Raw genomic sequence first — 25,810 nt, forward strand, 5'->3', positions numbered from 1 at the left:
TACATGACCCCCCGCCCCAACCGCGCGCAGCAAAACCAGCTGCGCGTTTTTTTAAAAAACTTTTCACGTTCACAAAATGGCGCGATGCTGATAAGCATTTCCTTAGGTATCGTCAATGCCTTACTGATGATAGTGAGCTGTTACTTATTAGCACACATTTGCCATGCGGTGATGTTTGCAGATGAGCACTTAGCGCAACAGCACACCCAGTTAGCCATACTGGCTGGTATAGTGGTACTGCGAGCGCTGTGCAGTGGCGTTAGTCGCTATGTCAGTGAGCGCTGCGCCATCGCCCTAAAACAGCAAATGCGCCATGCACTTTGGCAAGCCATAGTCGCAAAACAGCGCCAAGGTCAGCTTGAACACAGCCCAGCGCAGCTGGTCAACACCCTTAACCAAGGCGTGGAATCACTGCACGATTACTTCGCCAAATACATTCCCGCTGTCGCTTACGCGGGCTTTATCCCTCTCGCTATTATCGCGGTGGTGTTTCCTATCGACTGGCAATCTGGGTTAATCTTTCTTGTTACGGCGCCACTCATTCCTTTTTTCATGATTTTAATCGGTTATAAAGCCGAGGCGCTCAATGAGCAAAACTGGCAGCAGCTCCAGCGTCTTGGCCATTATTTTATGGACCGCCTACAAGGCTTAGTGCAGCTGAAGCTATTCAATAACGAGCGCCAGCAAATTGAAAATGTCGCGCTGATGGCCGATAAATTTCGCATCACCACCCTCTCGGTGCTGCGCATTGCCTTTATATCCACCTTAGCACTGGAATTTTTGGCGACCATCAGTATCGCCTTAGTGGCTGTGATTATTGGCTTTCGCCTTTACTTTGGCTCGTTAGATTTTGCCACCGGTTTTGTGGTGCTGTTGTTGGCGCCGGAGTTTTATCTGCCGCTGCGCCAGTTAGGTCAGCACTACCATGCCAAGCTCAAAGGCTTAGCCAGTGCCAGCTCAATGCTGTCGCTGCTACAAAAAGCAGACACCGACACTATTAAAGGTGAGCAATTAGCGAACCATATCCCTATCCATACAGTGAGCACCGAGAATCTGTGCTGGCGCTTTGACGACGCCCAGCACGACACCTTACAGCAGCTATCGCTTAAGTTCTGCGGCCCCGGCATGCATGCCATTGTCGGCGCAAGCGGCAGCGGCAAGTCCACATTACTGGATTGCTTGATGGGCCTAAAACCCAGTGTCGCCGGAGCCATTAAAATAAACGACCACGCCTTAAGCACTTTAGACATCCAGCAATATCAACAGCGCATCACTTGGGTTGCCCAATCGCCGACACTCTTTAGTGGCAGCATCGCCGAAAATGTCGCCTTGGCGCAACCAGACGCACCACTGGGTGCCATTCGCGCGGTCTGTAAAGACGTTGCCCTGGATGATTACATTATGACCCTCACGCAAGGCTACGACACGCCCATAGGCGAGCTCGGTAAAGGGTTATCCGGAGGACAAATACAGCGCCTAGCTTTGGCCCGTGCACTGTTAGGCAAACCCGAAGTGCTGTTTTTAGATGAGCCCACAGCGGCCCTTGATAAGCACAGTGAGGCGCATGTGCAGCGGTGCTTAGAGCAGCTCAGTAAACACTGCTTAATTATCGTTATTGCCCATCGTTTGCATACCATCAGCGATGCACAGCAGGTGGTGGTCATGGAGCAAGGCCGTATCGCTGAGCAAGGTAATTACTCACAGTTGATACAGCAACCTCATTCAGCACTCAACCACTTACTCCAAGGAGCGGCGGTCGATCATGGCTAATTGGCAGTTTTTGTTATCGTTATTGCGCCCCCATCTAAAGTGGGCAGTCATTGGCTTGACACTGGCGCTGTGCGCCTTAATAGCGAATGTTACTTTGCTGGCGATCTCCGGTTGGTTTCTTGCAGCCATGGCCAGTGCCGGACTGCAAGGGATCACCATGAACTATTTTACCCCAGCGGGCATTATTCGTTTTTTGGCGGTGGTGCGCACCGCCAGTGGTTACGGTCAACGCTTGGTCAATCACAACACCACGTTTTTGGTGCTCAAAACCTTGCGAGTGAGCGTGTTTGCAGCGCTCACTAAAGTGCCCTTGCAACAATTCACCAGTATTGGCCAACAGCTATCGCAATTGCAAGACGATGTTGAGCGCCTTGATGAGTTTTACATTGGTGTGCTGCTACCGATTTTACTTGCCCTTGTTGCGCTGCCTTTGTTCGCTTGGGTATTAAGCCTGTATAGCATAATGTTGATGGTGGTCAGCGTCAGTGCACTGCTGCTGTGCGGCGTACTGTTACCCTGGTGGTTGAGCCGCAACTTAAAGAGCATTGGCACCGACACCCAAGCGGCTCACACACAACTTAATGAGCGCTTGGTGGAAGCGACCCGAGGGTTAAAAGAGCTACAACTGGCCGGCGCCTGTGAGCGTTACTGGGAGCACATCGATCATGCCCAACACGCCCTAGCCAAAGAGCAACAACGCTCACAAAATTGGTATGCGCGTCATCAAGGACTGTCATTATTTGTTAGCCAACTGACCATTATTTTCGTGCTTATCGTCATGATCCCCATGGTCACCAGTGGCGCTATGGTTAACGTCAACCTGGCGATGTTGATGTTACTGGTACTCGGGGGATTTGAAATTGTACTAACACTCCCTGATGCCATGCTTAAACTCGAACTGACATTGGCTAGCAGCGAGCGCTTACGCAAATTGGTGACACAGCCCAAGCACAGTCAAGCTAAGGAGATAGGCGAGCTCACTAGCCAAGAGGTATACTCCCTGGACGCAGTTAATTACACCTACCCCGATAGCAGTAACGGCATAACGGATATCAGCTTCACCATTAAGCAAGGCGAAAAAGTGGCTATCGTTGGTGCCAGCGGTGCTGGCAAGTCTACCCTGCTGGCATTACTCAGTGCCCAGCTGCAGCCGAGCTCCGGCAGCCTAGAGTGTTTTTCTCGCCCGCTTTCGAGTCTTAACACGCATTGGCTTTACCAGCACTTGGGTATGTTGTCGCAACAATGCCATGTGTTCAGTAGTAGTATTAAGAACAATTTGCTGTTGGCGAAAGACGATGCCAACGAGCAGCAACTTTGGCAGGCACTTGCTCAAGCGCAGCTGAAGGATTTTGTCGCGACAACGGAGCATCAGCTCGATACGCTTGTGGGCACTGGCGGGCGGACTCTATCTGGAGGCGAAGCGCGACGTTTGTACATTGCCCAGCAATTATTACGCGACCCACGCGTGCTGTTACTCGACGAGCCCACACGCGGACTGGATAACCGCAACCAAGAGCTGGTTATTGACGCCTTAATGGCACTGTTTAACACTCGTACCGTGATCACCGTGACCCATGAAAGCACGCTGTTAAACCGTATGGACCAGGTGGTTTGGCTCGAGCAGGGCCGTGTTAGGGCCACGGGCACACATCAGCAACTGCAAAAGCACCGTGATTATGTCCGCCTAACCAGTGTGATTAACTAAGCCACAAAAAAAGCGCCCTCAAGGCGCTTTTTATTATTCACTCAAAATATCGAGTCTAGCGAATGATACCGCGTTCAGACTGTTGAACGAGGTCAATCATTGGCTGAATGGCTGGAAATTGCTGCGCATCTTCAGTTAATTGGGCCACGGCTTCATCGGCTTTTAAACCTTTACGGAACAAGGTTTTGTACGCACGGCGAAGGGCCATAATCTCATCAGACTCAAAACCACGACGCTTGAGTCCTTCAGTATTAATTGCCACAGGGCGTGCCGGCGTGCCAATGGTGGTAACATACGGCGGTACATCTTGGTTCACCCCAGAGTACATACCGATAAAGGCATGATCGCCTACTTTACAAAACTGGTGTACACCCGAGTTGCCAGCCAAAATAACCCAATTGCCGATGTGTACATGCCCCGCCACACTGGCATTGTTGGCAAAAATAACGTTATCACCAATCACGGCATCGTGAGCAACATGGGTATAAGCCATAAATAAGTTGTTGCTACCAATTTTGGTAATACCCTGGTCCTGAATGGTACCACGGTGGATAGTGGCACATTCGCGGATCACATTGTTGTCACCAATAATCAGCTGCGTTGGTTCATCCTTGTACTTTTTATCTTGGCAGGCCTCGCCAACCGATGCGAATTGATAGATGTGGTTGTTTTGACCTAAAGTAGATGGCCCTTTAACTACCACATGCGACTCAATAATTGTCCCTGCACCGATTTCTACATCATTGCCGATGTAGCTGTATGGACCTACTTGCACATCGTCGGCAAGCTTTGCGCCCGGTTCGATAATTGCGGTCGGATGAATCACGATTAAAACTCTCTTCTAGCACACATCAATTCTGCGCTGCACACGACTTTATCGTCGACGCGTGCTTCGCCATAAAACTTCCATAAATTGCGACGCTCTTTTAAAAACTCAACATGCAAATGCATGGTATCGCCTGGCCCTACTGGGTGCTTAAAGCGTGCGTTATCAATAGCTGCAAACAAGTATAGCTCATTGTCACCGCGATTTTCCGTGGTTTTAAAGCCGAGTAAACCAGTTGCTTGGGCTAGGGCCTCGAGAATCATCACCCCGGGGAATATGGGCTGATCGGGAAAGTGGCCGGTAAAAATCGGTTCATTCACGGTCACATTCTTAATCGCATGCAAACGCTCACCGGGCGTGTAATCAATAACACGATCAACGAGCAGCATAGGGTAACGATGGGGTAGCAGGCTTAATATTTCTTGAATATCAAAGCTATTTAACTGATTAGCCAACTTATTTTCCTTAAAACTAATTTACTCTTGCGACTTCAGCTGCGCTTCAATGGACTTGATACGCTTGTGCATGTCACCAATATTTCGTAAGTGCGCGATGGTGCGGCGCCACTCTTTGTTTTTGCTATGCGGAACACCAGATGAATAAATACCAGGCTCATTAATGCCACTGGTAACCATATTCATGCCGGTTAGCACCACTTTGTCGCAAATTTCCACGTGACCGGTAATGGCGCTTAGGCCACCAATTTGGCAATAACGGCCAATTTTAGTACTGCCTGCAACCACGGTACAACCAGCGATAGCGGTCCCTTCACAAATCTCAACGTTATGTGCTATCTGGCATTGGTTGTCGATAATCACATTGTCGTGGATAAGGGTGTCGTCAATGGCACCTCGGTCGATGGTGGTGCTGGCACCAATCTCAACACGGTCGCCGATTATAACAGATCCAAGCTGCGGGATCTTAACCCATTGCCCTTGTTCGTTGGCATAGCCAAAACCATCGGCACCCACCACGGTATTCGCTTGAATCAAGCACTGCGCGCCTATATTCACTTCGTGGTAAACAGTGACGTTATTCCATAACTTAGTACCTGCGCCAATACGCGCATTAGCACCTATAAAGCAATGACTGCCTATTTGAGCATGTTCGCCAATGTGAGCACCGGCTTCAACAACCACGAAAGGGCCAATGTTGGCGCTCTCACTGACTGTTGCTTCACTGCTTATCACCGCACTGGGGTGCACCCCCTGTGCTGCTGCCGGCGTAGTGTCTAATAGCTGTGCTAACTTGGCATAGGCGACATAAGGATCGGCACAGATAACCTTGTTGCCATCATAATGCTCGGCATCATCCGCACTGAGGATCACCGCACCAGCTTGGGTGGTGTTCAGCGCACTACGGTACTTTTTATTGGCGAGGAAACTGATATGTTTAGGGCCTGCTTTTTCCAGTGTTTGAATACCGTCAATCTGCAGGCCCTGGTCACCAACTAGCTCAGCACCTAAGTGCTGAGCAATGTTCGCTAGTGTTGTTGTCATTATTACTTCTTACTAACAGCGTCGATAACGTCTTCAGATAGGTCGGTCACTTCACTTGGGTTGAAGTAGATAGTGCCATCTTTCACTTTAACTTCGTCAAAGTCGCCTTCTTTGGCTACTTCTTGAATCGCTGCAACGATAGTTTGCTGCAATTTGCCTAGCTCTTGGTTTTGGCGACGCTTGATCTCTTGCTCAAGCGGGCGACCTTTCTCCATTAGTTGCTTTTGCATACCTTGGATCTTCGCGCGCAGCTCTTGCTTCTGCTCATCGCTCATCACCGTGCCTTCACGCTGGAACTTCTCAGTTTCAAAGCGGATGTCACCTTGTAGCTTTTCTAGCTCCTGACGACGCTCAGCAAATTCGCTTTGCAGGGTCTTCTCAATGGCTGCAGTTTGCGGTACTTGCGCATAGATTGTTTGCATATCAACAATGCCCACTTTGTGCGCCAAAACGCTCATTGAAGTACCCATTGTTAGTGCAGCGAGTACCGCCATAGCCGTACTTTTAAATAATTTTTTCACAAAAAACTCCTTAAGAATTAGAAAGTATTACTGATGTTAAAGCTAATGGTCTTGGTATCATCATCTTCTTGTTCTTTCAACGGATACGCAAAACTAATTAACATCGGCCCCATAGGTGAAATCCACTGAATGGATAGACCTGTCGACACCCTAAAGCGTGACGGATCTGAATAGTCATCTAAGCGAGCACGTTCATCAGGTTGTAAATTTTGATAACGATCTACGTTAAACTCAGTATCCCATACGTTAGCTGCATCAACAAAGAAGCTGGTACGTACGGAACTGGTATTTTCCTCGTCCAAGAATGGCGTTGGCACAATCATTTCCATACCAGCCACGGCCTTGGCGTTACCACCAATACGCCCAGCAAGGCGCAAGGTGTCGAACTCTTCTGCCCCACCGATACTGCCAGCTGGCGTGCCATCTGGCAAGGTGGTGCCAGGAATGTTCTGAGGTGCTCTTACCACTGCGCGCGGTAAGATGGTGTTTCTATCGAATCCACGAAGCTCTTGTTCCGTGATTCGGAAGAATTCTTGCACTGGTAATACTTGGTCAAAGCCGTTGGTAGAGCCATAACCATTACCATAGCCTAGCGCTGCACGGGTTGAGAATACCCAGCGATGGTCATTACTGATAGGCCAGTAAAAACGCGAGTTATAGTTCACTTTGTAGTAGTTAAGGTCAGAGTTCGGCGTGGTTGCCGTCAAGTTAAGCGACTGACGTGAGCCCGCTGTTGGGAATAACCCTCGGTTCACGGTCACCCGTGACCAACCGGTTGAGAGCTCAAATTTAGTGAACTCAAAACCCGCATCCGGATTTTCAGGGTCTAAGAAGGTCTCACGCAATACTCGAGTTTGCTCGTATTCGGCTAAGTCTGAAAGCTCTTCTTCAATCCAACGAATACCGAAATTAACTCGGTTATTGGCATTAATTGGGAAGCCAATATTGGTACCAAGGCCATAACTCTTTGACTTATAGTCAATCAAGCTGAACTCACTGGCATCGTAGTTACGATAGAAAATGCTTGAACCCTGAGATACCCCATCTGGAGTGAAATATGGGTCGGTGTAGGACAAGCTCACACTTTCAGAGCCGCGCGAGGTGTTGATATTAAACGACACCTGGTTGCCTGACCCTAGGAAGTTTGACTCACTGACACCAATGTTAAATTGCAGGCCGTAATAAGAACCATAAGCCAGACCGGCGGTAAAGCTACCTGCTGACTGCTCTTTTACGGTGAAATCAACATCGACTTCATCATCAGTACCGGGCACCGGGGTAACATCAAATTCAACACTTTCCATGTAAGGAAGACGCTGAATTTGCAGCTTTGAGCGCTCTAGGTTTTGGTTTGATAACCACGCACCTTCAAGCTGCGTCATTTCCCGGCGCAATACTTCGTCAGCGGTGTTTTGGTTACCAGAAATATCGATACGGCGCACATAAACACGTTTGCCAGGGTCAACTGACAAGGTTAATTGCACCTCTTTATTTTCATCGTCGATTTCAGGGATGGTACGCACTTCAGCATTGGCATATCCAAAACGGGCTAAAAAGCTCTTAATGAATTCTTCTGAAGACGTCACCACCGAGCCATTATACAACTCACCTGTTTTGAGCGGGATAACGCTTTTAATTAACTCTTCACGGCCTAACAAGTCGCCGATGAAATCAAAGCCTTTGACCATGTACTGCTCACCCTCGGTGACGTTCGCAGTGACATAGACTGATTCACGCTCGGGGCTCACTGATACTTGGGTTGAGTCAATATTAAAGCGCAGGTAACCACGGTCGAGGTAATAACTGCGGATTTTCTCCAAGTCCCCTTCAATGGTTTGCTTTTGGTAGCGATCCGACGACATGAACATGTACCAAGGCAAATCTTGCTTAGACTCTGCGAGGTTCAGTAGTTCTTCATCAGGGAATAACTCGTTACCGACGATATTAATCTGGCGAATTGAAGCGGCATCACCTTCATCGAAGTTTAACTTTAAACGAACCCGGTTACGCGGTAGGCGAGTGATTTCAAGGTCGATTTTGGCGTTGTACTTACCAATACTGTGGAAGAAGTCGATTAGCCCCTTCTCAACACTATCAAGCACGGTTCTGTCGAGTGGCTCGCCTTGGCGGATATTTTGTTGATTCAAGCTCTCACTAAGCTGCTCGTCTTTAATATCTTTGTTGCCATCGAATTCGATAGAGCTGATCGTGGGTCGCTCGGTCACTTTGAACACGATGCGTTCACCATCACGATACGCTTCGATATCATCGAAGTGACCAGACTTGTAAAGCGACTTGATGGTTTTTGACACAGTGTAGGTGTCTACCTGATCGCCAACGTTAATTGGAATATGTGTCAGCGCTGCACCGAGTGCAACACGCTGCAACCCTTCTACTTTTAAATCTTCTACGATAAAGGATTCTTGGCCTAGGGCTGCAAAGCTTGCCCCTAATAAACTCGTAACTGCCAAATGTTTTTTTATAGCCATTTTATTATCTTTGTCCTTTACTACAGTGTCTTCACCCAGCTCACCCTCATTCCCGTTTTGCGCACGGCTGGCTGGGTGAGTAGGCCGTTGGCTGCATCATTGGCTGCCATCTTATCATTGCTGTTTGGCTTACACAGCTGTTTCTTTATACATCACGCTCAAAAAACACGCAGTTAACGCGTTAAGCGGATGGTGTACCTATTTACAATCTTGCTATGTCGTTCAGTAATGCAAACGCGGTAAGCGCTAACAACAACATGGCACCGATGCGAAAGCCAATTTCTTGTGTCTTTTCAGAGACTGGCTTTTTACGAATTAGTTCAATTACGTAATACATTAAATGCCCGCCATCTAACACCGGCAAGGGGAGCAAATTAAATACCCCTAGGCTGACGCTGATTAACGCTAAAAAGCTCAAAAAGGCAACGAAGCCGTAGCTTACGCTAGTTCCAGCCCCGACTGCAATGCCCACCGGGCCACTGATATTTTTGATTGATACTTGCCCGGTGACTAAATTCGCTATCATCTCAAAGCTCAGGCTAATCATTTGCCATGTTTTTGCCACGCCCAGGCCAGCTGCATCAATCACGTTGTAGCTGCGTGTTGAAATGGCCTCTTCTGGCCAAGGCTCAACTACCGGCACCACTCCCAAGTAACCTCGAGAGAAGCCATCTTCAGTAGGCTTGTTAGCTGGGGTAATGGTCACATCAAGGCCTTGGGCACCGCGCATAACATAAAAGTTCAATGCTTGCCCTGCTGAGCGCTCAATACGATTGACCAGGGCCTGCCAACTTTTGATAAGCTCACCCTCAACACTGACCAACACATCGCCCTCTTTGAGTCCTGCACTGTGTGCGGGCGAGTCCGGAGCAACCATCGCAAGCGTCAGCGTTGCATCGGGTCGGTAAGGCTTGATACCTATCGACGTCAGTGGCGACTCATCGCGCTGCTGCAGCGTCCAGCCTTGTAAATTTAAGGTGCGCACTGCCTGAGAACCAGACTCAGCTTGCACTTTGACATTCACCTCGTCATCTCCTAGGTGCTGCATCAATGCCAGTGTGACTTCTTGCCAATCTTGAGTTTGTTTGCCATCAATAGTCAGCAATTGTTCGCCCGCCTGCAGACCCGCCGCTTCAGCGCGGCTTTGCTCTGTCACATCACCGACGATGGGCTTGACTGACTGCACACCGATGACATACATCAACGACAACGCAAAGATTGCAAATAGGAAGTTGGCCAGTGGGCCGGCACTGACAATAGCAATACGCCAATACACCGATTTGCTATTGAAGGATAAATGCTTTTGTTCTTGCGGTACGTCATCCACTCGTTCATCAAGCATTTTCACGTAACCGCCCAGAGGGATCATTGCCAATACATATTCGGTACCATATTTATCATGCCAGCGTACCAGTGGCTTGCCAAAGCCAATAGAAAAGCGGAGAACTTTAACGCCCGCTTTGCGCGCCACCCAAAAGTGGCCATATTCATGAACGGTAACCAAAATGCCCAGAGCGAGAATAAACGAGCCTAGGTGCCACACAAATTCAAACATCAACCGCCCTCTTTGTAATTAATTGCTGCGCTGTTTTTCGTGCATCCGCATCACAAGCTAACACGCCGTCGAGGCTGGCATCATACGTAAGCGTCAGCGCTGATAAAGTATCAGCATTAATACTGTAGATATCAGGAAAACGGATCTGACCGCGTAAAAACGCCGCCACGGCCTCTTCATTGGCAGCATTAATGGTGGTGGTGGCATTTTGCCCCACACGACATGCATCCATCGCCAGTTTTAAGTTGGGGTAGCGGGTAAAGTCAGGAGCGTGAAAGCTAAAGTCTTTCATTTGGCTAAAGTTTAGCGGTGCTACGCCGGCATCAATGCGCTCGGGATAAGCCATGGCATGAGCGATAGGTGTACGCATATCGGGTTGTCCCATTTGCGCAAGCACTGAGCCATCGACGTACTGCACCATGGAGTGAATCATACTTTGCGGGTGGATAACCACCTCAATATCGTCGACCTCTGCGTTGAAGAGCCATTTTGCCTCAATAAATTCAAGCCCTTTATTCATCATGGTGGCGGAATCTACAGAAATCTTTTGCCCCATAGACCAATTTGGGTGGGCAACGGCTTCGGCAACAGTAATATCGTCAAAGGTCGATAATGGCCGTTCACGAAAAGGGCCACCCGAGCCGGTTAATAAAATTTTGCTCACCCCATGGTGGTGCAAGCATTGATCGCTGTGCCCTTGAATCCCAGAGGGCATGCTTTGGAAAATAGCATTGTGCTCGCTATCAATCGGCAATAGCGTCGCCCCATGCGCTTTTACTTTGTCGATAAACAGCTGCCCCGACATCACCAAGGACTCTTTATTCGCTAACAACACAATTTTGCCAGCTTCCATAGCATACAGTGTTGGTAATAGCCCAGCGGCTCCGACAATAGCGGACATCACCATATCGACCTCGCTGTCTTGGCAGGCCATAGCGAGGTCTGTTCGGTAATCAATCACCTTAGTGGGCAGTTTCAAGCGATTGAGCTCTGCTGTGAGCGCCTGATTGGCGACATCGTCACTAAGGCAAGCAAACTTTGGATTAACGCGCTGGCAATCCGCAACCATTTGCGTCACATTGCTGCCAGCGACAAGGGCGAAGACGCCATAACGCTCGCTGTTACGGCTAACAACATCCAGTGTACTTTGCCCAATTGAGCCGGTGGAGCCTAATACAGTGACCCACTTTTTGCTCATAGTGTCATGGTCCATGCGTAGAACACCACAAAAATAGGCGCGGCTGCCGTTAGGCTGTCTATACGGTCAAGAATGCCGCCATGGCCAGGGAGACATTTACCGCTGTCTTTCATACCTGCTTCGCGTTTAAACATACTCTCAAGTAAGTCGCCAATGGCTGAAAACGCCGCCACAATCACCGCCATAGCGCCGTAGATAAGCCATAAGCTGGGGTCGATGCCATTGAAATAGCAAAATCCCACGACAAAAAGAGCAGCACTTGCGAGACCACCGACGAAGCCTTCAATTGTTTTGTTTGGGCTCACTTTAGGCATCAGCTTGTGTTTACCAAAGTTTTTACCGCAAAAATAGGCGCCAATGTCCGCGCTCCATACGATGCCGAGCACGGCAAGAATAAGAAATGAGCCAAATTGGCTGGAGTCGGTGTAATTGGCACTGCGCAATACGTTTAATGCCAGCCACAATGGAGCCAAAGTCAACAGCCCGGCCACACCGCGCATTACCAGGCCTTGTGACCAAGCATCGCTGAATCTAGGATAACGAATGACCAAGATGGTGGCCACTAACCACCAGGCGAAGGATAAGGTGAACACATAATTGGCATCTGCCAGCAATTGGCCTTGCTGCCATAAACTATCGACTGGCCAATGCCACTGCATCAATGCCACCAATACGCCGACCAAGGCAACATAGCCTAGGCGCTGTACACGCTTACAAATACCCATTAGTGCAGACCATTCATAGGCGCCTAGTAAGACGATTGCGCCTGCACAATAACTAAACCAGTCTAACGGTGTTAAAAATACCAGCACCAAGGCCAGTGGCGCTAACACCAAAGACGTTAAAATTCGTTGTTTTAGCAAATGTTATACCTTCAACTTAGGGCTGAGCTGTACAGAGTAGTTGTTTTATTTGTTCACCAGTACATCCAAACCGGCGCTCTCGCGATACGTAGCAAGCGATCGCGTCAGCAAAAGCCGACTCGTTAAAGTCTGGCCACAACGTCGGCGTAAAATAAAGCTCAGCATAGGCCGCCTGCCAAAGTAAAAAATTGCTGATGCGTAAATCACCACCAGTGCGGATCAATAAATCCAGCTCACTTTGTTCATTAAGACTAATATGCTTTGCCAACGAATGCTCGTCAATGTCATCCGCTGATAATTCGCCTGCTTGTACTTGCTTCGCTAACTGTTGTGCGGCATACCCTATATCCCATCGGCCCCCGTAATTGGCGGCGATATTTAAGCGTAACCCGGTGTTTTCAGCAGTTAGTGACTCAGCTGCAGCTATTTTTTCTTGTAACTTGTTAGAAAAGCGACTCATGTCGCCAATTATGGATAATTTAACGTTATTTTTATGGAGTTTTTTAACTTCGCGGCCCAGTACCATCATGAATAGCTCCATGAGCGTGCTGACCTCTTCCTCAGGACGACGCCAGTTCTCGCTGCTAAAGGCAAACAGAGTCAACGACTCGATACCTAGCTTAGAGCAAAATTTCACTGCACCTTTAACCGCATCAACACCCTTCTTATGTCCGTACACACGAGGACGCCCTTGCGCCTGTGCCCAGCGGCCATTGCCATCCATGATAATCGCGACATGTTTAGGTAGCGATTGTTGTGCTATTTGCTGTGCGTCTAAAGCCATAAAACTCACATTATCCACAAAAAAACGCCGCCTAGTATACCCTAGACGGCGTTACAAGCCTAATGGCAATTTATGAGCAATATGCCCATAAATTGGGCGTTAGATTTCCATCAATTCTTCTTCTTTAGCGCTTAGTTGCGCGTCCATTTCTTTGATGTACTTATCTGTTAGCTTCTGAATTTCATCTTCGCTTTGGTGCGCTTCATCTTCAGAAATATCTTTGTCTTTTAGCAAGGCTTTAATTTCACTGTTCGCGTCACGACGGATATTACGCACAGCTACGCGGCCGCTCTCTACTTCACCACGCACGACCTTGATAAGGTCTTTACGACGCTCTTCCGTAAGCGGAGGAAGTGGTACCCGAATAACCGTGCCAGCTGCAGCTGGGTTAAGGCCCAAATCAGAAGTCATGATCGCCTTTTCTACTGCCTGCGCTAACGATTTGTCAAATACGCTGATAGCCAATGTACGTGAATCTTCAACTGTTACGTTAGCCACTTGGTTAAGCGGAGTATCGGCGCCGTAATAAGAGACAGTAATGCCGTCAAGTAATGCTGGGTGAGCACGACCGGTACGGATTTTAGATAGTTGGCTGCCTAGAGCAGCGACACTTTTTTGCATGCGCTCTTGCGCACTTTTTTTAATATCGTTTATCACGCTAGTATCCTACTTATTTTGTCTCGCTTGAGGCTTCTGAGGAAATTAAAGTTCCCTCTTCTTCACCCATGATCACGCGCTTAAGCGCGCCAGGTTTATTCATATTAAAGACGCTGATAGGCATTTTGTGGTCGCGGGCCAAAGTAAATGCCGCTAAGTCCATCACCTTCAACTCTTTTTCAATAATTTCATTATAGGCAAGATGGCGATAAAGCGTGGCATCTGGGTTTTTCACTGGATCATCACTGAATACCCCGTCCACTTTAGTGGCTTTAATCACGGTATCTGCTTCAATTTCAATGCCACGTAAACAGGCTGCTGAGTCTGTGGTAAAGAAAGGATTACCTGTGCCCGCCGAGAAGATAACGACACGGCCAGACTTCAACAGGCTGATAGCTTCTGCCCAGTTATACGCGTCACATACACCGTTTAAAGGAATCGCCGACATGAGGCGAGCATTTACAAATGCACGGTGAAGTGCATCACGCATCGCTAAGCCATTCATCACTGTGGCCAGCATCCCCATGTGGTCACCAACAACACGGTTCATACCCGCCTCTGCTAACGAGCCACCGCGTAAAAAGTTACCACCACCGATCACCAAACCCACTTCTACGTCGAGTTCTACCAGCTCTTTAATTTCTTGAGCCATACGATCTAAGACTTTCGGGTCTATACCAAAGCCTTCATCTCCCATCAGTGCTTCACCACTGAGCTTGAGAAGAACACGTCTAAAAATAGGTTTGCGATTAATATTCATATTTTCCTGGCCAATAACGAATTGAGATAAAAAATAACCGCGCCTATGTGAGTACATAAGAGCGCGGTTATTCTAATTAATTTTGCTGTCTGACGCAAAAGCAAATCATCGCTTCAACCCCGTAAATAGAGGGATAAACCCGCTACCCGCGAAGCCTTGAACAAGTTGCTTATATTGCCAACACAACATGGTTAAATTCCAACCTAAGCGATTACTCGCCTTTTGCAGCAGCTACTTGAGCCGCAACTTCTGCAGCGAAGTCTTCTTCTTTCTTCTCGATACCTTCACCCACTTCTAGGCGCTTGAAGGTTGCAACAGAACCGCCACGCTCTTTAAGCATTTCACCAACAGTTTGCTTTGGTTCCATGATGAAAGCTTGACCAGTTAGTGAGATCTCACCGGTGAATTTCTTCATACGGCCAGTAACCATTTTTTCAGCGATTTCAGCAGGCTTGCCTTCGTTCATCGCGATCTCAACTTGTACTGCTTTTTCTTTTTCAACTACGTCCGCTGGTACGTCTTCAGGGTTAACGTAGTCAGGCTTAGAAGCAGCAACGTGCATAGCAACGTGCTTAAGCGTTTCTGCGTCTGCATCACCGGCAACAACAACACCGATGCGCTCGCCGTGACGGTAAGAAGCTAGGTTTGCACCTTCGATGTACTCAACACGACGGATGTTCATGTTTTCACCGATTTTAGCAACTAGCGCTACGCGGTCTTCTTCGAACTTAGCTTGAAGCTCTTCAATGCTTAGTTTTTCAGCAATTGCAGCGTCCGCTACTGTGTTAGCGAAACCTAGGAAGCTGTCGTCTTTAGCAACGAAGTCTGTTTGACAGTTAACTTCAACAAGCGCAGCAACACCATCAGCTTCTTTGATGATGATAGTACCTTCGGCAGCGATGTTACCTGCTTTTTTAGCAGCTTTCGCTTGACCGTTTTTACGCATGTTTTCGATTGCTGCATCGATGTCACCGTTGGTTTCAGTCAATGCTTTTTTACAATCCATCATGCCAGCGCCAGTGCGCTCGCGTAATTCTTTTACTAGGGCAGCAGTTACAGCCATGGGAATTTCCTCAAATCAATGTGTTAGAGCAAGTGACCAAGGTCACTTTGAAATAAGAATATCAAGTCTTCATCGCACTAGGATGAAGACTTGATGACAAGCGAGTTGCAATTACTCAGCGGCAACGAAATCGTCTTTTTCAGCTTGCACTGCGATGTTGCTTTCACGACCTTCAACAACTGCATCAGCAACTGCATTAGTGTAAAGCTGGATCGCACGGATTGCATCGTCGTTACCAGGAACAACGTAGTCAACACCGTCTGGGTTAGAGTTAGTATCAACGATAGATACTACTGGGATGCCCAGGTTGTTTGCTTCTTTAATCGCGATGTGTTCGTGGTCTGCATCAATAATGAAAAGCGCGTCAGGAAGACCGCCCATATTTTTGATACCGCCAAGGCCTTTTTCAAGCTTAGCCATTTCACGAGTAAGCATTAACGCTTCTTTCTTAGTTAGCTTCTCAAACGTGCCGTCTTGGCTTTGAGTCTCAAGATCTTTAAGACGCTTGATTGACTGGCGAACAGTTTTCCAGTTAGTCAACATACCACCTAACCAACGGTGATTTACGTAGAACTGGTCACATTTAACTGCCGCTTCTTTTACTGCTTCGCTTGCAGCGCGCTTAGTACCAACGAAAAGGATTTTGCCTTTGTTAGACGCTACGTTTGACAGGTAAGTCAACGCGTCGTTAAACATAGGTACAGTTTGCTCAAGGTTGATGATATGAACTTTGTTGCGAGCACCGAAGATGAACGGCTTCATCTTTGGATTCCAGTAACGAGCTTGGTGACCGAAGTGTACACCCGCCTTAAGCATATCGCGCATTGAAACGTTTGCCATGGTATTTTTTCCTCTAATGTTTAGGGTTAGGCCTCCACATATCCCATAGCACCAACACCTTGGAAGTTATTCCGCGATGCACCCAAGTGTATGTGTCGATATGTGTGTGTGTTAATATTAAATGGTTATGTGTCTTCGTTACAGATAAAGCACTTCACTGTTATAGGTGAACACCAACAACAAGCAAGTGATTTTAATTTGTAAAAAGACGGCGCGCTTTATACCATATTGGCCGTGAAGACTCAATCTTTTGTGCACTATTTGTGCGCACTTAACTTATTTAAAGAACACAATTGGAGCATCAATGACTGCAGTGATCAAAACCCCGGAAGAAATCGAAAAAATGCGCGTAGCCGGCCGTTTGGCCGCAGACGTATTGGAAATGATAGGCCCACATGTCAAGCCTGGGGTGACCACTGATGAGCTCAACACCCTATGCCATAACTACATTGTTGACGAGCAAGGGGCTATTCCGGCTCCGTTAAATTATCATGGTTTCCCAAAATCAATTTGTACTTCGGTTAATCATGTTATTTGTCATGGCATCCCCAATGATAAACCATTAAAAGAAGGCGATATCATTAATATCGATGTCACCGTGATTAAAGATGGTTACCACGGCGATACCTCAAAAATGTTTCATGTAGGCCAGCCAACTATTCAAGGTAAGCGCCTGTGTGAGATTACCCAACAGAGCTTGTATCTGGCCATAAAAATGGTGAAGCCTGGCGTGCGTTTAGGCGATATCGGTGCCGCCATTCAAAAATACGCAGAAGGCTTTAGCTACTCGATTGTGCGCGAATACTGTGGCCACGGTATCGGTAAAGAGTTTCACGAAGAGCCGCAAGTCATGCACTATGGTCGCCCAGGCACCGGTGAGACTCTCAAAGCCGGTATGTGCTTAACCATTGAGCCCATGGTCAATGCTGGCAAACGCCAATGTAAGCTGCTCAAAGACGAGTGGACGGTGATCACTAAAGACCGTAGCCTATCAGCACAATGGGAGCACACTTTGTTGGTGACCGACAATGGCGTAGAAGTACTAACCCTACGCAGCGATGAAGAGCTTCCTCGCGTGATTGAACACAGCTAATTAAAAAGGGGCAAACCTGTGGCCTTACCGAATAAATTAAAAGACCTGCTTGAGCAGGCTGACGAGTTGGAAGAATATAAGGCCTGTAGCCAATACTTTTATAAGTGGCTGGGCAACCAATTTGATAAACAACCGGTAGGGTCACTCATCCGTGCGCGCGCGGAATATATCGACCGCTTATTGATCAAGCTGTTTCACTGCTGCAACCTTGCCCATGAGCCTGAGCTGGCTTTGGTTGCCGTAGGCGGCTACGGCCGAGGAGAACTACACCCCTACTCCGATATCGACTTTCTGTTGCTGGTTAGCGAAGAGCCCAACGCCGAGCTGCGTGAAAAAATAGGCCAGTTTGTGACCCTGCTGTGGGATCTGAATTTGGAAATTGGCCACAGTGTACGCACCATAGAGCAAGTGATTGAGCAAAAGCGTGAAGATGTCAGTTTTTCCACAAGCTTACTGGAAAGCCGCCTTATTTTTGGTAACCATATCGAGTTTGAAAAGCTCAAACAGCATATTTTACAAACCCCGGTGTGGCGCTCTGACGAGTTTTTTATTGCAAAGCGCCAAGAGCAAGACCTGCGACACCGAAAGTGCCATGGCACCGCCTACAATCTCGAGCCGAACATCAAAGAAAATCCGGGCGGTCTGCGTGATTTACAAACCATCATTTGGGTGGCGAAAAAACACTTTCATGCCGAAACCTTAGAAGAGCTCATCAACCATGGTTACCTCACCCATGAGGAGTACCAAGAGCTGCTCGAGTGCTTAGAAAACTTGTGGAATATTCGTTTTGCTCTGCATTTGGCCGCCGAGCGCAGCGAGAACCGTTTGTTGTTCGACTACCAGCCCCATGCCGCAGAAATACTTGGCTTTGGTAGTGATGGTAAAGCCTCGGTCGAGCGTATGATGAAGCGCTTATTTCGGATTATGAGTCGGGTCCGTGAACTCAACCAAATGCTACTGTCGTATTTTGAGCAATCCATTTTACCGGATCATCGGGATTTACCGGTGGTTGAATTGGACCGCAGCTTTGAGCGCATTGGTCATCAAATTCGCGTTAAAAACCCTTCCGTGTTTTTCCGCCGCGATCAACTGTTGGTGCTGTTCGAGCACATCGCCAGTAACCCGCAAATCACTCATATTTACCCCAGCACCATTCGCACTATGCGCCAAGTCCGTCGGCGTCTACTTGGTGACTTGCAAGATTATGCCGCCTGTCGCGATGCATTTTTACGCCTAATAAAACACCCCAACGGCATGGGCCGCGCGTTCACCTTAATGCACAAACACGGCATCATTGCTGCGTATCTACCCCAGTGGCGTAATATTTTCGGACAAATGCAGTTCGACTTATTTCACGCTTACACCGTCGATGAGCATACTCATAAGCTGATTAACAACATCTATCAGTACAGTGATAAATCCAAGGTCAGCGACTTCCCCTTGTGCAGTGAGATTGTCACCCGCATGGATAAGCCGGAACTGTTATATCTTGCGGCTATTTTTCACGATATTGCCAAAGGTCGCGGCGGCGATCACTCCGAACTCGGAGCAGTCGATGCACTTGCATTCGCCAAGCTGCACCGCCTACCTACATCCGACGGCAAATTGATTGCTTGGTTGGTGGAAAACCACTTATTAATGTCAGTCACGGCGCAGCGCAAGGATATTAACGACCCGGATGTGATCAATGAGTTCGCTTCTAAGGTAAAAAATGAGCGCCAGCTGGACTACCTCTATTGCTTAACTGTGGCCGATATTCGTGCCACCAACGATAACCTGTGGAATGATTGGAAAAACACCCTGCTGCGCGAGCTGTATTTGCATACTCAGCGGGCATTGCGCTTAGGGCTAGAAAACCCCATGGATATGCGCGACCAAATTCGTGATAAGAAGCAGCAAGCTAAGCAGCGGTTAATCAATCTAGGGTATGATGAGAGCCACATCGACTTGCTTTGGAGCCGCTTTAAAGCCAATTATTTCACCGCCTTTAGTGAACAGCAAATCTCTTGGCACTGTGAACACTTACTCAATGCACAGGACTTATCCGCACCGAGTGTCACCGTTTCCGATTGTGCGATGCATGGCGGCACTCAGGTTTTTGCCTATAGCCCTTATACCGGCGGTTTATTTGCGCGTTTAGTTAGCGTCATTGGCTCTAAAAAAGCACAAATTCAGCACGCTCAAGTAATGACCACCAAAGATGGCTATGTCATTTTCAGTTTTGTTGTTCTTGAGGTGAATGGCGAGCCGTTGAGTAAAAGTCGCGGCAACGGCATGCGCCGTGCCCTTGAGCAAATAATGCAGGATCCGAAGAAGAAGATCCGGATCAAGAAAAATCGTTCGCAGCGTTTTAAAGACTTTAATATTAAACCAAAAATTGTATTGCGGCCGCACGCGCGCAAAGACCGCAGTTTAATTGAGATACAAGCGGTGGATATTCCTGGCCTGTTAACAAAAATAGCACAGGTTTTTCAGCGCCATCGCTTACACATACACGCCGCTCGCATTACCACTGTGGGTGAGCGCGCAGAAGACTTTTTTGTCGTCTCAAATAATGATTACCAAGCTCTGACGGATGAAGAACAAGTTAAAATCCATCAGGCACTTCGGAAAAAACTAAATGCCGATAATGAAGCGACCACCGCTTAATCGGCTCACTAATGAGGACACCATGGCAGATTTAAAAACCCTTATTGAAAACGCGTGGGAAAACCGTGACGCGATTAGCCCAAGTACGGTTGATGCTGATGTAAAAAACGCGATAGATACGGTATTGGAGCGTTTGGATAAAGGTGATGCTCGGGTGGCTGAAAAGCTCTCGGGTGAGTGGGTGGTGCACCAATGGCTTAAAAAAGCGGTGCTGTTGTCTTTTCGGATCCGTGACAACCAGCCTATTAGCGATGGCGTTAATCAGTTCTACGATAAGGTGCCACTAAAATTTAGCGACTACAGCAGCGAGCAATTTCAACGTGAAGGCATGCGTGTAGTGCCCAACGCAGTTGCACGCAAAGGCAGCTATATTGGTAAGAACGTCGTTCTGATGCCTTCTTACACTAATATTGGTGCTTATGTCGATGACGGTACCATGGTCGATACATGGGCCACAGTGGGCTCATGCGCGCAAATTGGTAAAAACGTGCACCTTTCCGGGGGCGTCGGTATCGGCGGCGTGCTCGAACCACTGCAGGCTAACCCGACTATCATTGAAGATGACTGCTTTATCGGTGCGCGCTCTGAAATTGTTGAGGGCGTTATTGTCGAGCAAGGCGCGGTCATTTCTATGGGTGTGTACATCTCGCAAAGCACGCGTATCTTTGACCGTGAAACCGGGCAAATTCATTACGGTCGCGTACCAGCCGGAGCCGTTGTGGTGCCTGGGTCCATTCCTAGCAAAGATGGCAGCCATAGCCTGTATGCCGCCGTTATTGTCAAGAAGGTGGACCAACAGACACGCGAGAAAGTTGGCGTCAACGCCCTACTTCGTGGTGTAGAGTAACTGTAAAGCAGCCTTCAGATCACTTTGAGGGCTGCCTTAAAACTATTTTATTCCTGCCAACTTTTTTATTTGAAATAATTGCTTCATTACGTTACCTATAGGGTAAACGATGAGGCAATACCATGAATAAACGTCACTTCCTGAAAAGCTGTACTGTGCTCGGTGCCGGTGCGCTACTCGCTCCTGCGGCCCAAGCGATTGGTGTGCCACAGCAAAGCACCTTAGCGACACTGAAACCTAAAGCCTTGCCTACTGATGCAACCATAGGTATAGCTAGCCCCTCAGCAGCCACAGCTGAACATAAAGACATCATATTAGCGCAGCAGTTAATCAAAGCACTGGGTTATCGCGTCAAGCTCAGCCCCCATATCATGGCGCGGCGTGGGCATTTAGCGGGTCTAGATCAACAGCGCGCTGACGACCTTAACGGCTTTTTTGCCGACCCCAATGTTGATGCCATCGTATGCTTGCGCGGCGGCTCTGGCGCTGCACGCATTTTGCCACTGCTCGACTACCAGATTATCAAGGCTAACCCTAAGCCCTTACTGGGCTACTCTGATATCACTGCACTGCATAACGCCCTGCTTGCTAAAACTGGGTTGATCAGCTTCCACGGTCCCAACGCCACAAGCCAGTGGAATCCCTTTAATGTACACCAATTTAAACAATTATTTGTTCACCGCGAGCGAGTGCTCTACCAAAATTTAGACAAAGCTGATGATGAGCTTGTTAATCGTCACTACCTCACCCAAACCATTACCTCAGGACAATCGCAAGGACACCTTATCGGCGGTAATTTATCCGTACTGTCGGCGCTTGCGGGCAGTGACTATTTACCCAATTTTGAGGGCGCGATTTTATTTTTAGAGGATATTGATGAAGCGCCTTATCGCATTGACCGAATGATGAGTACACTCAAGCTCATGGGCGCATTGGATAAGATTAACGGCTTCGTGTTTGGTGATTGCAACCAATGCCAGCCTGGCAGTGGGTATGGGTCGTTAACACTTGAGCAAGTCTTGGCTGATTACATTGCCCCGCTGAACATTCCAGCCTATCACGGAGCCATGATAGGCCATATTGAGAGACAATTTATTTTACCTGTAGGTGCCCAAGTTAAGCTTGACGCGGACCAAGGCAGTATCCGTGTTTTAGAAGAGGTGTTTAGTTAAACTAAAAAGCCCCGAATAACACGGGGCTTCAATTTCTTTGTATGTACTGTGATTAGGCGGCCAAAGATGTGGCCCAACCTAGAATGGCATTTAAGCAACCAATGCCAGCAAATACAGCGATAAACGCGACGAAATATTTAAAGTTGAAAGGGTCTTTAAAATCACCTTTTTGCGCCATCTTCATTACCTCTTTAAGCACGATAAAACGGCGCATATAATAATCGAATCGAGGTTAACAATCCAGCGTTTGCAGTACTTGACGCTGCGCCAATTGCTCTGCAATTTGTAGGGCTCCCTGATAAAGCTGCTGATAATTAAATTGCGGCGCCTGGCGCTGTAACGCTTCACATACTTGCGTTAAGGTCATGCCTGGTTGCTGTGAAAGCGTATCCAGCAATAACGCGGTCATCATGTTTAAGGCGAGAAACTGCACCTCATCTTGTTGGTCGCGATAAACACAAATATAGCTGGGCTGTTCATCCGCTTGCTGCGGCTGATTATCCACCGAGATGGTTTGTACAGGGAAGTGATAACACACTACTTGCGCGGTTTCACTCATATACAAAGGTTGCTCTTGCACATTAAAAAGCGGCTTTAACTGGCCACTGTCTTGTGCACTAGACACTGCCAACTCCACCCACTCGTAATGGGCTAACTCTTGTAAAAAAGGCGGATCGCTGTGTTGTAACTCATACTGCTGTGCCAAAAACAGTACAAATTCTTTAGAAATATCCAAAAAATAGGGAGATGTGGCGTGATGGCTAGCAAAAAATCGACGTACTAACTGCTGCCACCGCTGATCATCGTACAAGCTTCGCAGCACAGGAAAGCCACTTTCTAAAAAGCCATTGACGTTATTGAAAAACAACTCACGATAAATTTTCATTCGCCGGTCTTCAACATCTGCGGGGCGCGGATTAGCTTCGGGGTCGCGAATATGGGCGCTAAATTGCTTCTGTAGTTGTTGAAACTGCATGATCAGGCTCTTTGCTGTTGGGCTAAAAAAGGCTGTTGGATATCAGCAATGGTATCGATTTCTTTAAGTAGTTGGCTAAGTGGTGGAATATTAAAGTCCCGCTCTAATAACGTTGGCTGTACACCGTGCAACTCATAAGCTCGCCTGAGCAGTTGCCAGACGGGGTCGATCACATCAGCGCCATGGGTGTCGACAATTAAATCTTCAGCCTCGTTGTAGTGCCCAGCCACATGCATGTAGGCGATCCGCTCGCTGGGGAGACCGGCCAAGAACTGCTCGGCATCATAGCCATGATTCACTGAGTTCACATAAATATTATTAACATCAAGCAGCAACTGGCAATCGGCCTCTGCCAATATACGCTGAGTAAATTCAAGTTCTGTAATCTGCTGCCCTGGCGCGCCATAGTAAGACACATTTTCAATGACTAAAGGACGCTCTAACACATCTTGCACCTGGCGGATCCGCGCAGCGACATAGCTTATCGACTCCTCTGTGAAAGGAATGGGCATCAAATCATACATATGACCATCGGCGGAGCAATAACTGAGGTGCTCGCTGTAAAGGCGAATATCGTGCACATCAAAAAACTGCTTCAGATCTTTTAAAAACGCCACATCCAAAGGATCGGGCGAGCCCAATGATAAGGATAAACCATGGCAAATGAACGGATGACGTTCTGTGAGCGCACGAAACTGCTTGCCAAGCTTACCACCTAGACGCAACCAGTTCTCAGGGGCGACCTCCATAAAGCCAATTTGCTTAGGAATATGATTAAGCATATCGCTCAGCATTTCACGACGTAGACCCAGGCCCACATTAGCTAATGGCGCTGACTGCTGCAACATATTGCACTCCTTAAAGTGTACAAGCCGCTCTACGGCGGCTTGTTAGGTACTACGGGTAATTAACGATAGTTCAAGGCTGATTAGCTGTGACCACCGCATTTGCCTTCACCACACTTACCTTCTTTACCTTTGGCTTCACCGCCACATTTACCTTCGCCGCACTTGCCCTCTTTGCCTTTGGCTTCACCGCCGCATTTACCTTCGCCGCACTTGCCTTCTTTGCCTTTGGCATGACCGTGACCGCCACATTTGCCTTCACCGCACTTGCCTTCTTTGCCTTTGGCTTCACCGCCGCATTTACCTTCGCCGCACTTGCCTTCTTTGCCTTTGGCTTCGCCGCCGCACTTACCTTCACCACATTTACCCTCTGCTGCGTCAAGCTGGTATCCTGCAACCATCTCTTGCATTTCAAATGGGTTGGCCTGCGCATCAGTTGCAGTCACAGCCGCACCCGATGCAACAACAGCACCTAAGGTTAAGGCGATGGAGTTCTTTTTTAAATTATTCATGCTTTAGCTCTCTCTCGGTTGGTAGCATTCAACAGATCAGACCCGAATGCATCCTGGATCCTTTCAAATTATTTTTAAATTTTTATGTGGTATATCGATTACCAGAATAACTATGGCGCGATATAGGTATTTTATCAATAGCGACGAACGGGTTAGAATACGCGCCCAGCTAGCAGTAAAGGTCATATATGAAACTAATTTTAGCCCCCATGGAAGGCGTTGTTGATTTTAAAATGCGCCAACTACTTACCGATATTGGCGGCTTTGACCTCTGTGTGACCGAGTTTGTGCGGGTAGTCAATCAGCGATTACCGCGCCGTGTTTTCTTACGCTATTGCCCTGAGCTACTCAACGGCGGTTATACGCGTGCAGGAACGCCCGTGAGGATTCAACTACTTGGACAGCATCCACAGTGTCTGGCAGAAAATGCGATTAAGGCTATAGAGCTCGGCTCTCATGGCATTGACCTTAACTTTGGCTGCCCAGCAAAAACGGTCAATAAAAGTAAAGGCGGCGCCGTACTACTCAAAGAGCCCGAACAGCTTTATCAAATCGTTAAAACTGTACGTGAAGCAGTAGCACAGGAACACAAGGTAACCGCTAAGGTACGCTTGGGCTTTGACGATACCTCACGTAGTAGTGAAATTTTTGATGCTGTTGTGCAAGCAGGCGCAGACAGTATTGCTATCCATGCCCGCACTAAACGCGACGGCTATCGCCCTCCCGCTTATTGGCACTTGCTGGCACCGCTGGTGCAGCGTAACGCTGATATTGAAATTGTTGCAAACGGAGAGATTTGGAGCCTCGACGATGCTCATAGTGCGAGGAATCAAAGCTTATGCCAACATCTGATGCTCGGTCGCGGCGCGCTTGCAATGCCAGACTTAGCGGCTTGGATCAAAGCCGCAGACCAAAACAAAACACATGAGAAAATGACTTGGCACGATGTGCTTTACCATATTATTCACTCATCTATGCACGATGACGACACCAAAGCGAAGCGTTATTTTGCCAACAGAACTAAACAGTGGTTAGGGTATCTACGACGAACTTACCATCAAGCAGATCAGCTATTTGATGATATTCGCCGACTACATGATAAGGACGAAGTACTCGCACAATTACAGCACCACGCTCAACGATGATAAAAAATATCTGCTAAATTCGCCAAGGTTGATCCTTGTCA

At 48.0% G+C, this 25,810-nt stretch carries 24 protein-coding genes; 7 read left to right on the forward strand and 17 right to left on the reverse strand.

Features of this window, described 5'->3' with window-relative positions; all coding sequences use genetic code 11:
* The first annotated feature begins 3 nt into the window (after nucleotides 1-3).
* Together cydD and cydC are read left to right on the forward strand one after the other, a co-directional pair.
* The gene (gene cydD, locus MHM94_RS06435) at nucleotides 4-1,770 is read left to right on the forward strand and encodes a thiol reductant ABC exporter subunit CydD (RefSeq protein WP_235418845.1); all 1,767 of its coding nucleotides are present in this window, start codon (nucleotides 4-6) and stop codon (nucleotides 1,768-1,770) included.
* Complete coding sequence (cydC, locus tag MHM94_RS06440) at nucleotides 1,763-3,475, forward strand: thiol reductant ABC exporter subunit CydC (RefSeq protein ID WP_235418844.1); 1,713 nt, start codon at nucleotides 1,763-1,765, stop codon at nucleotides 3,473-3,475. The genes cydD and cydC overlap by 8 nt, the downstream gene beginning before the upstream one ends.
* Before the next feature lie 55 nt (nucleotides 3,476-3,530).
* On the opposite strand, the gene lpxA is transcribed toward cydC, so the two are convergent.
* The 13 genes from lpxA to rpsB all read right to left on the reverse strand — a co-directional run bounded on the left by lpxA (nucleotide 3,531) and on the right by rpsB (nucleotide 16,530).
* Nucleotides 3,531-4,301 carry an acyl-ACP--UDP-N-acetylglucosamine O-acyltransferase gene (gene lpxA / locus MHM94_RS06445; protein ID WP_022946766.1) on the reverse strand — a complete coding sequence of 257 codons (771 nt, stop codon included), beginning with the start codon at nucleotides 4,299-4,301 and terminating at the stop codon, nucleotides 3,531-3,533.
* 2 nt (nucleotides 4,302-4,303) lie between these two features.
* Nucleotides 4,304-4,756: a 3-hydroxyacyl-ACP dehydratase FabZ gene (fabZ, locus tag MHM94_RS06450; protein ID WP_022946765.1), complete on the reverse strand. Its 453-nt coding sequence runs from the start codon at nucleotides 4,754-4,756 to the stop codon at nucleotides 4,304-4,306.
* Between the two features lie 21 nt (nucleotides 4,757-4,777).
* Complete coding sequence (gene lpxD / locus MHM94_RS06455; RefSeq protein ID WP_172972741.1) at nucleotides 4,778-5,803, reverse strand: UDP-3-O-(3-hydroxymyristoyl)glucosamine N-acyltransferase; 1,026 nt, start codon at nucleotides 5,801-5,803, stop codon at nucleotides 4,778-4,780.
* Nucleotides 5,803-6,321: an OmpH family outer membrane protein gene (locus MHM94_RS06460; RefSeq protein WP_235418843.1), complete on the reverse strand. Its 519-nt coding sequence runs from the start codon at nucleotides 6,319-6,321 to the stop codon at nucleotides 5,803-5,805. Before MHM94_RS06460 ends, lpxD begins: the two co-directional genes overlap by 1 nt.
* A 17-nt stretch (nucleotides 6,322-6,338) precedes the next feature.
* The gene (gene bamA, locus MHM94_RS06465) at nucleotides 6,339-8,810 is read right to left on the reverse strand and encodes an outer membrane protein assembly factor BamA (RefSeq protein WP_235418842.1); all 2,472 of its coding nucleotides are present in this window, start codon (nucleotides 8,808-8,810) and stop codon (nucleotides 6,339-6,341) included.
* 202 nt (nucleotides 8,811-9,012) lie between these two features.
* Nucleotides 9,013-10,365 carry a sigma E protease regulator RseP gene (gene rseP, locus MHM94_RS06470; protein WP_022946760.1) on the reverse strand — a complete coding sequence of 451 codons (1,353 nt, stop codon included), beginning with the start codon at nucleotides 10,363-10,365 and terminating at the stop codon, nucleotides 9,013-9,015.
* Entirely contained in the window at nucleotides 10,358-11,563 is a 1,206-nt protein-coding gene (ispC, locus tag MHM94_RS06475; protein ID WP_235418841.1) for a 1-deoxy-D-xylulose-5-phosphate reductoisomerase, read from the reverse strand. Before ispC ends, rseP begins: the two co-directional genes overlap by 8 nt.
* Nucleotides 11,560-12,426 (reverse strand): phosphatidate cytidylyltransferase, encoded by an 867-nt coding sequence (locus MHM94_RS06480; protein WP_022946758.1) that lies wholly within the window; start codon nucleotides 12,424-12,426, stop codon nucleotides 11,560-11,562. The genes ispC and MHM94_RS06480 overlap by 4 nt, the downstream gene beginning before the upstream one ends.
* A gap of 16 nt (nucleotides 12,427-12,442) precedes the next feature.
* Nucleotides 12,443-13,228, reverse strand: a complete 786-nt coding sequence (uppS, locus tag MHM94_RS06485; RefSeq protein ID WP_235418840.1) for a polyprenyl diphosphate synthase — start codon at nucleotides 13,226-13,228, stop codon at nucleotides 12,443-12,445.
* Between the two features lie 81 nt (nucleotides 13,229-13,309).
* The gene (frr, locus tag MHM94_RS06490) at nucleotides 13,310-13,867 is read right to left on the reverse strand and encodes a ribosome recycling factor (protein WP_022946756.1); all 558 of its coding nucleotides are present in this window, start codon (nucleotides 13,865-13,867) and stop codon (nucleotides 13,310-13,312) included.
* A gap of 13 nt (nucleotides 13,868-13,880) precedes the next feature.
* On the reverse strand, nucleotides 13,881-14,627 hold the full coding sequence (pyrH, locus tag MHM94_RS06495; RefSeq protein WP_026111378.1) for a UMP kinase: 747 nt from the start codon (nucleotides 14,625-14,627) through the stop codon (nucleotides 13,881-13,883).
* Between the two features lie 211 nt (nucleotides 14,628-14,838).
* Complete coding sequence (tsf, locus tag MHM94_RS06500) at nucleotides 14,839-15,690, reverse strand: translation elongation factor Ts (protein ID WP_022946754.1); 852 nt, start codon at nucleotides 15,688-15,690, stop codon at nucleotides 14,839-14,841.
* Between the two features lie 111 nt (nucleotides 15,691-15,801).
* On the reverse strand, nucleotides 15,802-16,530 hold the full coding sequence (rpsB, locus tag MHM94_RS06505) for a 30S ribosomal protein S2 (protein WP_022946753.1): 729 nt from the start codon (nucleotides 16,528-16,530) through the stop codon (nucleotides 15,802-15,804).
* Nucleotides 16,531-16,834: 304 nt separating this feature from the next.
* Here rpsB and map point away from each other — a divergent pair, with 304 nt between their 5' ends.
* The 4 genes from map (at nucleotide 16,835) to MHM94_RS06525 (ending at nucleotide 22,291) form a co-directional block, all read left to right on the forward strand.
* Nucleotides 16,835-17,623, forward strand: coding sequence for a type I methionyl aminopeptidase (gene map / locus MHM94_RS06510; protein ID WP_022946752.1), 789 nt, complete (start codon nucleotides 16,835-16,837; stop codon nucleotides 17,621-17,623).
* A gap of 18 nt (nucleotides 17,624-17,641) precedes the next feature.
* Entirely contained in the window at nucleotides 17,642-20,272 is a 2,631-nt protein-coding gene (gene glnD, locus MHM94_RS06515) for a [protein-PII] uridylyltransferase (RefSeq protein WP_022946751.1), read from the forward strand.
* A 22-nt stretch (nucleotides 20,273-20,294) separates the two neighbouring features.
* Nucleotides 20,295-21,119 (forward strand): 2,3,4,5-tetrahydropyridine-2,6-dicarboxylate N-succinyltransferase, encoded by an 825-nt coding sequence (gene dapD / locus MHM94_RS06520; protein WP_026111377.1) that lies wholly within the window; start codon nucleotides 20,295-20,297, stop codon nucleotides 21,117-21,119.
* A 122-nt stretch (nucleotides 21,120-21,241) separates the two neighbouring features.
* Nucleotides 21,242-22,291, forward strand: coding sequence for an LD-carboxypeptidase (locus MHM94_RS06525; protein WP_235418839.1), 1,050 nt, complete (start codon nucleotides 21,242-21,244; stop codon nucleotides 22,289-22,291).
* Between the two features lie 52 nt (nucleotides 22,292-22,343).
* Here the strand turns inward: MHM94_RS06525 and MHM94_RS06530 are convergent, their stop codons facing one another.
* The 4 genes from MHM94_RS06530 to MHM94_RS06545 form a co-directional block, all read right to left on the reverse strand.
* Nucleotides 22,344-22,505, reverse strand: coding sequence for a hypothetical protein (locus tag MHM94_RS06530; RefSeq protein WP_022946748.1), 162 nt, complete (start codon nucleotides 22,503-22,505; stop codon nucleotides 22,344-22,346).
* Nucleotides 22,506-22,523: 18 nt separating this feature from the next.
* Nucleotides 22,524-23,267, reverse strand: a complete 744-nt coding sequence (locus tag MHM94_RS06535; RefSeq protein WP_151172532.1) for a putative DNA-binding domain-containing protein — start codon at nucleotides 23,265-23,267, stop codon at nucleotides 22,524-22,526.
* Between the two features lie 2 nt (nucleotides 23,268-23,269).
* Nucleotides 23,270-24,115, reverse strand: a complete 846-nt coding sequence (locus tag MHM94_RS06540; protein ID WP_235418838.1) for a DUF692 domain-containing protein — start codon at nucleotides 24,113-24,115, stop codon at nucleotides 23,270-23,272.
* Between the two features lie 80 nt (nucleotides 24,116-24,195).
* Nucleotides 24,196-24,624 (reverse strand): hypothetical protein, encoded by a 429-nt coding sequence (locus MHM94_RS06545; protein WP_022946745.1) that lies wholly within the window; start codon nucleotides 24,622-24,624, stop codon nucleotides 24,196-24,198.
* Between the two features lie 188 nt (nucleotides 24,625-24,812).
* Between MHM94_RS06545 and MHM94_RS06550 the strand changes: the two genes are divergently transcribed.
* Nucleotides 24,813-25,769, forward strand: coding sequence for a tRNA-dihydrouridine synthase (locus MHM94_RS06550; protein WP_235418837.1), 957 nt, complete (start codon nucleotides 24,813-24,815; stop codon nucleotides 25,767-25,769).
* The last annotated feature ends 41 nt before the right edge of the window (nucleotides 25,770-25,810 follow it).

Origin of the sequence: Pseudoalteromonas sp. CNAT2-18.1, assembly GCF_022347865.1 — a bacterium.
Taxonomy (GTDB): Bacteria; Pseudomonadota; Gammaproteobacteria; order Enterobacterales; family Alteromonadaceae; genus Pseudoalteromonas; species Pseudoalteromonas ruthenica.